The 12952-nt window shown below is 71.5% G+C and carries 13 protein-coding genes; 6 read left to right on the top strand and 7 right to left on the bottom strand.

From position 1 onward, the window contains the following. The 4 genes from K2X24_RS22470 to K2X24_RS22455 form a co-directional block, all read right to left on the bottom strand. Positions 1-1133, bottom strand: a 1133-nt coding sequence (locus K2X24_RS22470; protein ID WP_292501288.1) for a M20 aminoacylase family protein, incomplete at its 3' end; no start/stop codon positions are given. 9 nt (positions 1134-1142) lie between these two features. Beyond that, entirely contained in the window at positions 1143-2393 is a 1251-nt protein-coding gene (locus tag K2X24_RS22465; protein WP_292501287.1) for a GNAT family N-acetyltransferase, read from the bottom strand. A 138-nt stretch (positions 2394-2531) separates the two neighbouring features. Continuing rightward, the gene (locus K2X24_RS22460; RefSeq protein ID WP_292501285.1) at positions 2532-3284 is read right to left on the bottom strand and encodes a glycerophosphodiester phosphodiesterase family protein; all 753 of its coding nucleotides are present in this window, start codon (positions 3282-3284) and stop codon (positions 2532-2534) included. After that, positions 3281-3754 (bottom strand): RidA family protein, encoded by a 474-nt coding sequence (locus tag K2X24_RS22455; RefSeq protein ID WP_292501283.1) that lies wholly within the window; start codon positions 3752-3754, stop codon positions 3281-3283. Before K2X24_RS22455 ends, K2X24_RS22460 begins: the two co-directional genes overlap by 4 nt. Before the next feature lie 290 nt (positions 3755-4044). On the opposite strand from K2X24_RS22455, the gene K2X24_RS22450 reads away from it, so the two are divergent. From K2X24_RS22450 to K2X24_RS22435, 4 genes are all read left to right on the top strand, one after another. Further along, a complete protein-coding gene (locus K2X24_RS22450) occupies positions 4045-5238 on the top strand; it encodes an aspartate aminotransferase family protein (protein WP_292501282.1) in 1194 nt (397 codons plus the stop codon). 106 nt (positions 5239-5344) lie between these two features. Next, positions 5345-6298, top strand: a complete 954-nt coding sequence (gene argF, locus K2X24_RS22445; RefSeq protein WP_292501280.1) for an ornithine carbamoyltransferase — start codon at positions 5345-5347, stop codon at positions 6296-6298. A 234-nt stretch (positions 6299-6532) separates the two neighbouring features. Then, complete coding sequence (locus K2X24_RS22440; protein WP_292501279.1) at positions 6533-7609, top strand: Hsp33 family molecular chaperone; 1077 nt, start codon at positions 6533-6535, stop codon at positions 7607-7609. Positions 7610-7782: 173 nt separating this feature from the next. Beyond that, positions 7783-8997 (top strand): hypothetical protein, encoded by a 1215-nt coding sequence (locus K2X24_RS22435; protein ID WP_292501278.1) that lies wholly within the window; start codon positions 7783-7785, stop codon positions 8995-8997. Positions 8998-9059: 62 nt separating this feature from the next. On the opposite strand, the gene speG is transcribed toward K2X24_RS22435, so the two are convergent. From speG to apaG, 3 genes are read right to left on the bottom strand one after another with little or no spacing between them, the layout of a single operon-like run. After that, entirely contained in the window at positions 9060-9644 is a 585-nt protein-coding gene (speG, locus tag K2X24_RS22430; protein ID WP_292501277.1) for a spermidine N1-acetyltransferase, read from the bottom strand. Then, positions 9641-10813 (bottom strand): acetylornithine deacetylase, encoded by a 1173-nt coding sequence (gene argE / locus K2X24_RS22425; protein WP_292501276.1) that lies wholly within the window; start codon positions 10811-10813, stop codon positions 9641-9643. Before argE ends, speG begins: the two co-directional genes overlap by 4 nt. A 4-nt stretch (positions 10814-10817) precedes the next feature. Continuing rightward, on the bottom strand, positions 10818-11210 hold the full coding sequence (apaG, locus tag K2X24_RS22420) for a Co2+/Mg2+ efflux protein ApaG (protein ID WP_238278946.1): 393 nt from the start codon (positions 11208-11210) through the stop codon (positions 10818-10820). Between the two features lie 145 nt (positions 11211-11355). Between apaG and K2X24_RS22415 the strand changes: the two genes are divergently transcribed. After that, complete coding sequence (locus K2X24_RS22415) at positions 11356-11775, top strand: hypothetical protein (protein WP_292501274.1); 420 nt, start codon at positions 11356-11358, stop codon at positions 11773-11775. A 98-nt stretch (positions 11776-11873) separates the two neighbouring features. Continuing rightward, positions 11874-12952 (top strand): 2'-deoxycytidine 5'-triphosphate deaminase (locus K2X24_RS22410; RefSeq protein WP_292501272.1); only part of this gene is annotated, 1079 nt, incomplete at its 3' end.

Genomic DNA, 12952 nt, shown 5'->3' with positions numbered 1-12952 from the left:
CGGGCGAGGAAGGCCGAGCCGAGGGGAATGATGCTGTCGTCGAAGTCGAAGCTCGCATTGTGCAGGCCGGGGCCCGGCGTCGAGCCGATCCACGCATAGGCGCCAGGCACCCGCGCGACCATGTCGGCGAAATCCTCGCTGCCCATGCGGGGCTTCGACTGGTCGTCGACGCCCTCGGGGCCGAACAGCTCGCGGGCGATGTCGGCCGCCGCCGCCGCATGCTCCGGGCTGTTCATCAGCACGGAGAACACGTCGCGGATGTCGACGTCGATGGTGGCGCCGTAGGCCGCGGCGATGCCCTTGGCGATCTCGTGGATGCGGGTGGTGACGAGGGTGCGCAGGTCCGCATCGAAGGTCCGCACCGTACCGGTGATGTGGGCGCCCTCCGGAATGACGTTGTAGGCCGCGCCCGCGTGGAACTGCGTGATGGAGAGCACCGCGCTCTTGAGCGGGTCGGCGTTGCGCGAGACGATCGACTGCAGCGCCTGGACCAGGGTGGAGCCGACCACGATCGGGTCGATGCCTTGCTGCGGTTGGGCCGCGTGGGCGCCGCGCCCGGTGATGCGGATGTCGAAGAAATCCGCCGCCGCCATGGCCGGGCCGGGCCGCAGCTTGATCTTGCCGTGCGGGCCGTTGGGCTGGTTGTGGATCGCGTAGATCTCGTCGCAGGGAAACGTCTCGAACAGACCGTCCGCGATCATCGCGCGGGCGCCGCCCTGGCCCTCCTCGGCCGGTTGGAACACGAACAGGGCGGTGCCGTCGAAGTCGCGGGTCTCGGCGAGGTAGCGCGCCGCACCCAGCAGCATCGTGGTGTGCCCGTCATGCCCGCAGGCGTGCATCTTGCCCGGGACCGTCGAGCGGTAGGGCAGGTTGGTCTCCTCCTCGATCGGCAGCGCGTCCATGTCGGCGCGCAGGGCGATCCGCCGGCCGGACCCGGTGCGCCCTTCCAGCACGCCCACCACCCCGGTGCCGCCGATGCCGCGATGCACGGCGATGCCGTAGCGCGCCAGTTCCTCGGCCACGATGCCGGAGGTGCGGACCTCCTCGAAGCCGAGCTCGGGATGGGCGTGGAAGTCGCGGCGGATGGCCACGAGGTCGTCGGCGAAGCTCTTGATGCGGTCGATGGGACTCACGGGGTTTCCTCAGGTCTCTGGCGTCTGGTCTGCGGAGGGTGTCGCCTCCGGCGCGGCCTCAGGCAAGTCGGATGCCGGACAGTCCCCGGTTTCGCGCCGGAACGGCGTCAGCGTGTCCAGGACTTCGGCGGCTTCCAGCACGTGTTCGCGCTCGCGCGCCAAGTAATCGGCCACCGCCCGGCGCAGGGCCGGATCGGCGATGTCGTGGGCCGAATGCATGAGGACGGGGCGGTAGCCCCGCGCGAGCTTGTGCTCACCTTGGGCCCCCGCCTCGACGCGCTTCAGTCCGCGCGCGATGGCGAAGTCGATGGCCTGATAGTAACAGACCTCGAAATGCAGGAAGGGATGATCCTCGACGCAGCCCCAGTTGCGGCCGTAGAGAGCCACATCCCCGATGAAGTTGATGGCACCGGCGATGAAGCGGCCCTCGCGCCGGGCCATCACCAGCAGCACCCGCTCGGGCATGCGCGCGCCGATGAGCTCGAAGAATTTGCGGTTCAGGTAGGGCCGCCCCCACTTGCGCGCGCCGGTATCGGCGTAGAATTCGTAGAATGCGTCCCAGTGGGCGGGGGTCAGGTCGGCGCCGGTGACGTGCTCGATGGTGATGCCGGGCGCAAGCGCGTCGCGGCGTTCGCGCCGGATCGCCTTGCGCTTGCGGGAGGCCAGCGCCCCGAGGAAATCCTCGAAGCTGGCATAGGCGGCATTGTCCCAGTGGAACTGCTGGTCGACGCGCTGGAGGAAGCCCAGAGCCCCGGCCTGGTCCCACTCGCGCTCCTGCATGAAGGTGACGTGGATCGAGGAGGCCTTGGTCTCGGTGCGCAGCGCCCGCAGGCCGGCGACGATCGCCGAGGCCGCCTCGTTCACGTCCTGCCCCGGCGCGATGAGGAAGCGCGGGCCGGTGACGGGGGTGAAGGGCACGCTGACCTGGAGCTTCGGGTAGTAGCTGCCCCCGGCCCGCTCGTAGGCGTCCGCCCAGCCATGGTCGAAGACGTACTCGCCCTGGCTGTGGGACTTCAGGTAGCAGGGCGCCACCCCGACGAGGCGGCCCTCGCGCTCCACCATCACGTGCAGGGGGAGCCAGCCGACTTTTCGCGAGACGCAGCCGGAATCCTCCAGCGAGGACAGGAAGGCGTGCGAGACGAAGGGGTTGTGGGTCTCGTCACCACCCGAGAGGGTCTCGGCCGAGGTGGCGCAGGCATCCCACGCGTCCGCCGCGATCCCGGCGAGCCCCGGCACCGCGCGCACCTGCAGCTCCGTCACGGTCTCGGCCGGGGCGCCGGGTTCATCGCCGGACCGAGGAGTTTCGCCGGGAATATCCATGGACGGGCAATCTAGGCCCCGCGACCCGGCGGGCCAAGGGCGGCGCGGGGTCCCGCGCCGTCGCAGGGGCGGGTCGACCTAGGGACAGAACCCCTCGAACACCATCTGGTCGGCATGGGTCTCGGCGTGCCGGCGCTGATCCGGGTTGCGCACGGTCCAGGTCATCACCGGCCGTTGTCCCAGCAGCCGGCACAGGAACGCGGGCCCGCAGGGCAGGTCGTCCACCCGCCAGGACAGGAAATCCGGCCGGGTCTCGTCGAAGTGCAGGAGGTCGGAGAGCGCGCGCCGCAGGCTCGGCGCCAGCGTCGCGTAGGCCGGGTCCTCCTGTCGGGTCTCGGCGACGATGCCGCGCGGAAGCTCCGGCGCCAGGGTCCGCAGGGCGGCGACGACGTGCGGATCGAAGGATTTGAGCGCCACGGGGCCGTCATAGGCGGTCGCCAGGGTGGCGACGCGCTCGGCGAGCCGCAGGTCACCGGTGTAGCGCGACTTCACCTCGATCACGAGGGGCGTGCGGCCGCCGATCCGGGCGAGGAAATCCGGCAGGGTCGGGATACGCTCGGCGCTCCCCGCCACAGCCAGTCCCGCGAGGGCGGCGGCGGGGCGCGCGCCGACCGCCTCCGCAGCCGTGGTCAGGCGGCCCAGGGTCTCGTCGTGGAACACCATCGCCTCGCCGTCGGCGCTGAGCTGCACGTCGCACTCGATGGCGTAGCCGCCGGCCATCGCCGCCTCGGCGGCGGCAGCCGTGTTCTCGGGTACGCCGGCCGCCCGGTCGTGCAGGCCGCGATGGGCGATGGGACGGGCGGTGAGCCAGTCGGGGGCGTTCGGGGTCATTTGACCTCGAACATCGCCTCGACCTCGACGGCCGCGTCGAGGGGCAGTTCGGCGACGCCGACGGTGGAGCGGGCGTGGCGGCCACGGTCGCCCAGGACCTCCACCATGAGGTCGGAGGCGCCGTTCATGATGCCGGCGAGCCCCGCGAAGGTCGGGACCGCGTTGATGAAGCCGCCGAGGCGGATGCACTGCACGACCCCGCGCTCGAGGTCGCCCACCGCCGCCTGCACCTGGGCCAGCACGTTGAGGGCGCAGAGCCGGGCCGCGGCGATGCCGTCCTCCGCCGAGACCTCGGCCCCGAGCTTGCCCGTGTGGGCGGCGGCGATCTTGCCGTCGGCGCCGAAGCAGATCTGGCCGGAGATCACCACGAGGTTGCCGCTGCGCACGAACGGCACGTAATTCGCAACGGGTGCGGCGGCCTTCGGCAGGGTCAGGCCGAGGGCTTCCAGGCGTTCCGTGACGGTGCTCATGCTGCGTCGTTCCTCTCGTGTGCGGCCGACTCTGGCGGGTCGGCGTGTCCGGCCTGACGCGGCTCTGAGCACTTCCGGGCGCAGGGTGCAAGGCATGACGCACGGCGAACCGCGTGCCGCGCACGACAGCCTAATTGGCAGGCATGTCAGGGATATGAACCCGGTCTGTCGTTGACAGAATTGGACATTTCTCTAGTAATCGCGCGCGTGCCGCCCCATCCGAGGCGGCACTTTCATTTGGTGCGGTCGCGCTGCCGAAGCGCCGCCGCGAGACACGGGAAGACGGAATCGTGACATCCGCCCTTCTGCCGACCTATGCCCGGGCCCCCATCGCCTTCGAGCGCGGCGAGGGCGCATGGCTCGAGGCGCGCGGGGGCGAGCGATACCTCGACTTCGGCGCCGGCATCGCGGTGAACGCGCTCGGCCACGCCCACCCGCACCTCGTGGCGGCCCTGACCGAGCAGGCGGGCAAGCTCTGGCACACCTCGAACCTGTTCGAGATCCCGGAGGGCGAGCGGCTCGGCCGGCGTCTCGTGGACGCGACCTTCGCGGACGTGGCCTTCTTCGCCAATTCGGGCGCCGAGGCCAACGAGGCCGCCATCAAGATGGCGCGCAAGTACCACGCGGCCGGCGCCCATCCGGAGCGCTTCCGGATCGTCACCGTCGAAGGCGCCTTCCACGGCCGGACCCTGGCCACGATCGCGGCCGGCGGCCAGCAGAAGTACATCGAGGGCTTCGGCCCGAAGGTCGACGGTTTCGACCAGGTGCCCTTCGGCGACCACGACGCCCTGCGGGCCGCCATCGGCCCGGAGACCGCCGCGATCCTGATCGAGCCGATCCAGGGGGAGGGCGGCGTCCGCCCGGTGCCGCCGCAATGCCTGCGCGGCCTGCGCGCGCTCTGCGACGAACACGGCATCCTGCTGATCATGGACGAGGTCCAGACCGGGGTCGGGCGCACGGGCAAGCTCTTCGCGCACGAGTGGGCGGGGGCGGCCCCCGACATCATGAGCGCGGCCAAGGGCATCGGCGGCGGGTTTCCGCTGGGCGTCTGCCTCGCCACGGCAGAGGCCGCGCGCGGCATGACGGCCGGCAGCCACGGCACCACCTTCGGCGGCAACCCGCTGGCCATGGCGGTGGGCAACGCCGTCCTGGACGTGGTGCTGGCCGACGGCTTCCTCGACCACGTCCAGCGCATGGGCCTCATCCTGAAGCAGCGCCTGGCCGCCCTGCAGGACCGACACCCGAGCGTCATCGCCGATATCCGCGGCGAAGGCCTGATGCTCGGCCTCAAGCTCCACGTGCCCAACACCGCGTTCACGGCCGCCGCCCGCGACGCGCACCTGCTGGTGATCCCGGCGGGCGACAACGTGGTGCGCCTGCTGCCGCCGCTGATCATCACGGAAGCCGACGTGGCGGAGGCGGTCACCCGCCTCGACACGGCGGCCGGGCGCCTCGGGACGCGCCTGCGCGGCGCCGCCGAGTAGCCGGACCGCCGCCCGCCCTTCCGGCCGCGACGCCGGACCTGCCCGGACCGGGCCAGCCTCGACCGGAACCGCCCGAACCGGGACCACGCACACGAAGAACGGACCGATGACCACGACACTGAACGGGACCGGCCACGGAACCCGCCACTTCCTCGACCTCAAGGATTTCTCGGCCGAGCAGCTGCGCACGGTTTTGGACGCCGCCGCCCGCATCAAGGCGCGCCGCCGCAAGGGCGAGCTGGCCGAGGACCGTCCCCTCATCGGCAAGACCCTGGCGATGGTGTTCGACCGGCCCTCGACCCGCACCCGCGTGTCGTTCGACGTCGGCATGCGCGAACTCGGCGGCGAGACCCTGATGCTGACGGGCAGCGAGATGCAGCTCGGCCGTGGCGAGACCGTGGGCGACACCGCCCGCGTGCTCTCGCGCTACGTCGACGCGATCATGATCCGCATCCTCGACCACGGCCTGATGCTGGAGCTGGCCGAGTACGCCACCGTGCCGGTGATCAACGCCCTGACCAAGGTCTCGCACCCCTGCCAGATCATGGCCGACCTTCTGACCTTCGAGGAGCATCGCGGGCCGATCCGGGGCCGCACCGTGGCCTGGTCGGGAGATGCCAACAACGTGCTCGCCTCCTGGGTGCACGCCGCCGCGCGCTTCGACTTCACCCTCAACATCGCGGCGCCGCCGGAACTGTCGACGCCCCAGCCGCTCCTCGATTGGGCCAAGGCGGAGGGCGCCACCGTCAACGTCACCACCGATGCCTACGCGGCCGTGGACGGAGCGGACGCGGTGGTCACCGATTGCTGGGTCTCCATGGGCGACGAGGACGACCAGCACCGGCACAACCTGCTCGTGCCCTACCGGGTCGATGCCCGCCTGATGGCGGCCGCGGCCAAGGACGCGATCTTCATGCACTGCCTGCCGGCCCATCGCGGCGAGGAAGTCACCGCCGAGGTGATCGACGGGCCGCAATCCGTGATCTTCGACGAGGCCGAAAACCGCCTGCACGCCCAGAAGGGAATCCTCGCCTGGTGCCTGCGGGCCCACGGCCTCTGAGGCGGGCATCCCGCACGCGCCGCGGCCCGGCCCCGTCGCGCCGCCGCGCCCGGATGCCTATATAGGGCTTACATCCCTGCCCGAGGGTTGGGCGCGGCCGCGCGACGAGCGCGGCCGTTCCGACCGGTGCGCCGCCGATTCCCCTCGGCGATCCCCTGACCATGATCCTGACCCCGAGGGGTCGCGTGGTCCGTGGCCCAGCCCTCGCGTTCGTCGAGCCCGATCGGAGCTGCCATGACTTCTGGAACGCCTGCTGGAACGACCGCCGGACACGGAGCCCCCCTCCTCATCGAGGGCGACGACGACGTCGTGCTGCCCTTCGCCGTCGAGGCGCTGGACGTGCGCGGCCGCGTGGTCCGGCTCGGCCCGGCCGTCGACACCATCCTGCGCCGCCACGGCTATCCGGACGCGGTGGCGCGCCTCCTCGGGGAGGCGGCGGCCCTCACGGTGCTCCTCGGCTCGTCCCTGAAGTTCGAGGGCCGCTTCCAGCTCCAGACCAAGACCGACGGCCCCGTCGCGATGATCGTCGTCGATTTCGAGGCGCCCGACCGCCTGCGCGCCACCGCGCGCTTCGATACCGGCCGGGTCGAGGCCCTCGGCGCCGGACCGCTGCAGGACGGGGACCTGATCGGGCAGGGTCATCTGGCCATGACCATCGACCAGGGCCCGACCAGCAGCCGGTACCAGGGCGTCGTTGCCCTGGAGGGCCAGAGCCTGGAGGAGGCGGCGCACCAGTATTTCCGCCAGTCGGAGCAGATCCCGACCCAGGTCCGCCTCGCGGTGGCCGAGCAATATGCCGGCGGCGCCCGGACCTACCGGGCCGGCGGCCTGCTGGTGCAGTTCCTGCCCCAATCCATCGACCGCGCGCGCCTGGCCGACCTGCCGCCCGGCGACATCCCCGAGGGCCACGTCCACCTCGACGCGCATGGGATGCCCGAGGACGATGCCTGGGTCGAGGCCCGCAGCCTCGTCTCCACCATCGAGGACCACGAACTCGTCGACCCCGAGGTCTCGGCCGAGCGCCTGCTCTACCGCCTGTTCCACGAGCGCGGCGTGCGGGTATTCGAGGCGCAGGGCGTGCGCGAGCAGTGCCGCTGCTCCCCCGAGCGGGTGATGGGCATGATCACCTCGTTCTCGCCCCAGGAGCGCCGGGACATGATCGCCGACGATGGCCGCATCGGCATCACCTGCGAGTTCTGCTCGCGGCGCTACGACCTCGATCCGGCGGCGGTGGAAGCGGAGGTTGCGGCGCAGGGCATCGCACCGCCTGACGTTGCCGCTTCGGACGTCGCCAGCCGATCGAACGGCTGAATTCGGGCTCCGGCGACAAGAGTTTCGGTCCGAGAAGCAAGCTTGACCGTATCATATTGCAGTACAGCGTAGCAGGTCACCATCGGCTCAGAAGTTTCCGATTGAACCGTTCCTGAGGGTTCGACGTTTCGGGTTTCTCAAATGTGCTCAACAAGAGTCCTGGAGGAACGTCGATGAAAACTTTCGTGGTCGGTTTGACGGCTTTGCTGATGACGACGTCGGCCTATGCGCAGGGTGCCAGCCAGGCGGGCGGCGCCGGTGGTGAAGCTGGCGCGCGCGGTGGGGCCGCCGCGCGGAGCCAGGGCGGCGGCGAGGGGGCCTCGGGCGCCCGCGGCGAGATGGGCGGCCGGGCCGAGGCCAGCGGGCGCCGTGATGGCGGGGGCATGGAGGCCGGCGGCCGTGGCGACACGGCGGCCCGGGATTCGCAGGGCCGAGATTCGCAGGGCCGAGATTCGCAGGGCCAGGAATCCCGAGGCAAAGAATCCCGAGGCAAGGACGCGCAGGGCCGCAGCGCGGAGCGCGGTGACCGGGACGGTGCGCGGGGCGACCGTTCCGATGACCGGGCGACGCGCACGTCCTCCCGCGAGGACCGCGTCGGCGGCCGCGAGCAGCGCGACCGCGTCTCCGTCCAGTCGCGGAGCGAGACGCGCAGCGAGCGCTTCGAGGGCGGGCGCCGCTCGGGTCGCTTCGTCTTCATCGGTGGCCAGCGCGTGGTCTACGGCTCACCGGAATATCGCCGCCTCGTCACCGTCGAGCATCGCGGCGGTGACCGCGTGGTCGAGCGCTCGCGCCGGCGCTACGTCACCATCCGGGGCCAGCGCGTCCTCTACGGCTCGCCCCAGTACCGGCGCCTCGTGCGCGTCGAGGAGACGACGACCCGCCGTCCCGGCACCCGCTACGTCGTCGTGCGCGGCCAGCGCGTCCTCTACGGCTCGCCGGAATATCGCCGCCTGACGGTGACCGAGCGCCGCGGCGTCACCGTCGGCGCCCGTTTCGAGGAGCGCGGCTTCCGCGGCAAGGCCGTCTCGTCCCGCACCGACGAGCGGCGTGACAGCCGGCAGGAGACCACCCGAAACGTCCGCTCGACGCAGAGCGAGTCGCGGGACGGCATCCGCAACGCCGATACCCGCCAGCAGGGCGGCCGCAACGGCGCCTCGGCCGAGCGCGGCATGAACCGCGACCGTGGGACCGAGGGCTCGGGCATCCGCAACGCGGCCGACCGGTCGGGCGGCGCCGAGCGCGGCACCATGAACACCAGCAACCAGACCGGGGGCAACGAGCGCGGCATGAATACCGGCGCGCAGGGCGGCAAGTCCGGCGGCGGCATGGGGAATGGCGGCGGCGCCGGCGAGCGTACCGGCGGTCAGGGCGGTGCGGGTCGCAACTGATCGCTAAGCGTCGACCACAGGACCTGAACGCGGCGCCGGACCTCCACGCGGAGGCCCGGCGCTCAGGCCTTGAGGACGGGATCGGCGATGTCGCCGCCGCCCCGGCGGGCGAGATAGGCCGGCTGGAACAGGCACATCCGCACCGCGTCGCGGTACTTGCCGTTGACGAAGAACTCGTCCTTCAGGATGCCCTCGGGCTTGAACCCGCAGCGCTCGTAGATCCGCACCGCGCGGGCATTGTCCTTGTCCACGTGCAGGTAGAGCTTGTGGATGTTGAGGACGCTGAAGGCGTAGTCCATGGCGATGCGGGTGGCGCGCGGCGCGTAGCCCTGGCCCTGGAAGGCCGGGTGGATCGCGATCTGGAATTCGCAGCGCCGGTGCAGGTGGTTGATCTCGACCAGCTCGACGAGACCGGCGGGCGCGCCCTCCGAATTGGCGATGATGAAGCGCCGCTCCGTCTGGTTGTGGATGTTGCGCTCGTAGAGTTGCGCCAGTTCGGCGAAGGACTCGTAGGCCTCCTCGAACCAGTAGCGCATGATGCTGTCGTTGTTGTTGAGCTGATGCACGAACATCAGGTCCTCGCGCTCCAGCGGGCGCAGCTTCACCGGCCCGTCCGCCGCGATGGTCCGGGACACGAAGGCCGTCATGGCGCCACGCACGCGGCGATGAGCCGGTCCATGAAGGCCTCCCCGGCCTGCAGGGCCGCCAGGGTGATGTACTCGTCCGGTTGGTGCGCCTGGTCGATGGAGCCCGGGCCGCAGACCACGGTGGGGATGCCGGCGACCTGGAAGCGCCCGGCCTCGGTGGCGTAGGGCACCGAGATCGTGTGGTTGCGCTCCGCCACCCGGAGCGCCAGCCGCTCGGCCGCCGAGCCGGGCTCGGAGGCGAGACCGGGCACCGAGACCTCCTCCAGGGTCTCGATCCGCCCGTAATCGCCGTAGCGGTTGAGCCGGTCGCGCAGCACGGTGCGCACCTTGGCCTCGAACAGGGCGGGGATCTCGCCCATGTCGAGGTCGGGCAGGCCGCGGAACTCCCAGTGGAAGGTGCAGACCTTGGGCAGGATGTTGCGGGCCGTGCCGCCCGCGATGGTGCCGACATGCACGGTGGTGGCGGGCGGGTCGAAGCGCCCCGAGGCGTCGCCGCGCGCGATCATCGCGTCGGCGATCCGGTTCAGTTCCGAGACGAGGTCGGCTGCCGCCATCACGGCGTTGGCGCCGAGCATCGGCTTGGCCGAATGCGCCTCGTGGCCGTGCACCGTGGTGAGGTAGGTGACGATGCTCTTGTGCGCGTCGGCCACTTCGAGGTCGGTGGGCTCGCCGACGATCACCGCGCCGGGGCGCGGCAGGTCGGCGCCGAAGCGCGCGATGGTGTCGGCGACGCCGAGGCAGGTCGTCTCCTCGTCGTAGGACAGGAGGATGTGGATCGGGCGCTTGAGGTCGGCGGCCTGGAAGCGCGGGATCGCCGCGAGGGCCAGGGCGCAGAAGCCCTTCATGTCGACGGCCCCGCGCCCGTAGGCGCGCCCGTCCGCCACCCGCAGGATGAAGGGGTCGGTGCTCCAGGCCTGGCCCGTCACCGGAACCACGTCGGTATGGCCCGAGAGCACGACGCCGCCGTCGACGTTCGGCCCGATGGTGGCGAACAGGGCCGCCTTGTCGCCGGTCGCGTTCGGCACGCGGACGAAGGGCACGCCGAGATCGTCGAGGGAGGCCGCCACGCTGTCGATCAGCGCGAGGTTCGATTTCGAACTCTCGGTGTCGAAGGCCACGAGCCGCGCCAGCCAGTCGAGGGTCTCCGGGCGCGGGCCTTCGGTGGACACGGCCCTAATGCACGCTGCGCCGGACATGGGGAGAATCCAGCGAGAAGGCCGGGATTTCCGCCTCGAAGCTCTCACCGCCATGGGTGGCCATGGTGTAGCTGCCGGCCATCAGGCCGTCCGGCGTGGTGAGGGGGCAGCCGCTGGTGTAGCTGAAGGATTCGCCGGGCTCGAGCACCGGCTGCTTGCCGACGACCCCGGCGCCGCGGACCTCCTGGGTTTCCCCACGCCCATCGACGATGCGCCAGTGGCGCGAGCGCAGTTGCACCTGCTCCGAGCCGTTGTTCACGATCTCGACCGTGTAGGCGAAGAAGTAGCGGCTCTCGGCCGGGGACGATTCTTCCTCGACGAAGCGTGGCATGACGGTCACGCTGATCCCGCGCGTCTGAGCCTTGTACATCGCCGTCTCTGCCTCCCTGGCCGGACCTGAACCCCGAGCGCGCTGCGTTCGCGACAAGCACAGGGCGTCGTGGTACGGCCCTCGCAAAACCGCGTCAATCGCGACGAATGCGGGGATGCCCGCCCAAGATCGAGGTCCGTGTCCCGTGGTCGAGGAGACCGTTTCGCGCTCCGCCCTGCCGTCGCCCGGCCGGGCGCTCCTCGCCAGCCTCGCCATCGCGGGCCTGGCCGGGGCCTTCGCCTGGTCCGCGCCCGAGCGCAACGGCTGGGCCGCGGGGGCGCTCGCCGGGGCGCTGATCCTCGACGGGCTGGCGCAGGCGGCGGGAGCCTGGCTCGCACGGCGCGGGGATGGCCCGCCCCGAATCGCCGGCCTGCCCTCGCTGGTGCTGGCCTTTGGGCCGGGCGCCGGCCTCGGGGCCGTCCTGTTCGCCGCCGCCCTGCTGGCGTGGCCCGCCGGGTTTCCGCTGCTGGCGAGCGCACTGGCCGGGCTCGTCGCCATGGGCGCCATCGCGCGCCTGGTCCTCGCCTGGATCGTCCTGCGGATCGACCGAGACCCGGACGCTTAACCGGACCTTAGGCGATCCGGCCGCAATCGTGCAGGATACGGCGTTCCCGCCCCGGTCGCCGGGGCGGTGCCCGAGTGATCAGCGGGTGGTGCGAACGGATGCCGGACGCGATGCAGGACGGGGCGGACAGCCGCCAGCACGGAATTCTGGCCGCGGCCGGGATCGATGCCCTGACGCGCGCGGGCGCGATCCGGCCCGACACGCCCTACGCCCCCGACCAGATCCAGCCCGCGAGCCTCGACCTGCGCCTCGGCGCCCGGGTGTTCCGTGTGCGCACCAGCTTCCTGCCCGGCGCCCGCACGGTCTCGGCCTGCATCGCGGCCTTCGCGCTGCACGAGATGGACCTGGCGCAGGGGGCGGTGCTGGAGACGGGCTGCGTCTACATCGCCGAGTTGCAGGAGCACCTCGCCCTGCCGGACGACCTTGCCGCCAGCGCCAATCCGAAGAGTTCGACCGGCCGCATCGACGTCTTCACCCGGGTCATCACCGACCGGGGCGCCGCCTTCGATCAGGTCGAGGCCGGCTATAACGGGCCGCTCTATGCGGAGATCTCGCCCCGCACCTTCCCGGTGAAGGTCCGCACCGGCTCGCGCCTGTCGCAGATCCGCTTCCGGCGCGGCGAGCCCCGCCTCACCGATGCCGAGCTCGCCGCCCTGCACGCGGCCTCGCCCCTGGTCGACGCCCTGAGCCCGACCTTCCAGGGCGGCATCGGCGTCTCGATCGACCTCTCGGGCTTCTCCGGCCTCGTTGGCTACCGCGCCCGGCGCCATACCGGCCTCGTCGACGTGGACGCGCCCGGCGCCCACCGGGCGGTGGACTTCTGGGAGCCGCTGCACGCCGATCCCACGCGGGCGCTGATCCTCGATCCCGGCCAGTTCTACATCCTGGCCTCCAAGGAGGCGGTGCAGGTGCCGCCCGACTTCGCCGCCGAGATGGTGCCGTTCGACCCCCTGGTGGGCGAATTCCGGGTCCACTACGCCGGCTTCTTCGATCCGGGCTTCGGCTTCGCCGCCGCCGGCGGTGCCGGCGCCCGCGCCGTCCTCGAGGTGCGCTCGCGCGACGTGCCGTTCCTCCTCGAGGACGGCCAGATCGTCGGCCGCCTCGTCTACGAGCGCATGGCCGAGCGTCCGGCCACCCTGTACGGATCGGGGGCGGGCTCCAACTACCAGGCCCAGGG

Source organism: Methylobacterium sp. (assembly GCF_019750675.1).
Classification (GTDB): Bacteria; Pseudomonadota; Alphaproteobacteria; order Rhizobiales; family Beijerinckiaceae; genus Methylobacterium.
Note: the sequence above shows the minus strand (reverse complement) of the source record. Positions and strands in the feature narration are given on the sequence as shown.

What these genes read in the sequence shown, in the direction of transcription:
- speG (WP_292501277.1), bottom strand. Translation starts at nt 9,644, where the DNA reads ATGACGGCCTTCGTGTCCCGGACCATCGCGGCGGACGGGCCGGTGAAG.
- apaG (WP_238278946.1), bottom strand. Translation starts at nt 11,210, where the DNA reads ATGTACAAGGCTCAGACGCGCGGGATCAGCGTGACCGTCATGCCACGC.
- K2X24_RS22455 (WP_292501283.1), bottom strand. Translation starts at nt 3,754, where the DNA reads ATGAGCACCGTCACGGAACGCCTGGAAGCCCTCGGCCTGACCCTGCCG.
- argF (WP_292501280.1), top strand. Translation starts at nt 5,345, where the DNA reads ATGACCACGACACTGAACGGGACCGGCCACGGAACCCGCCACTTCCTC.
- K2X24_RS22440 (WP_292501279.1), top strand. Translation starts at nt 6,533, where the DNA reads ATGACTTCTGGAACGCCTGCTGGAACGACCGCCGGACACGGAGCCCCC.
- K2X24_RS22460 (WP_292501285.1), bottom strand. Translation starts at nt 3,284, where the DNA reads ATGACCCCGAACGCCCCCGACTGGCTCACCGCCCGTCCCATCGCCCAT.
- K2X24_RS22435 (WP_292501278.1), top strand. Translation starts at nt 7,783, where the DNA reads ATGAAAACTTTCGTGGTCGGTTTGACGGCTTTGCTGATGACGACGTCG.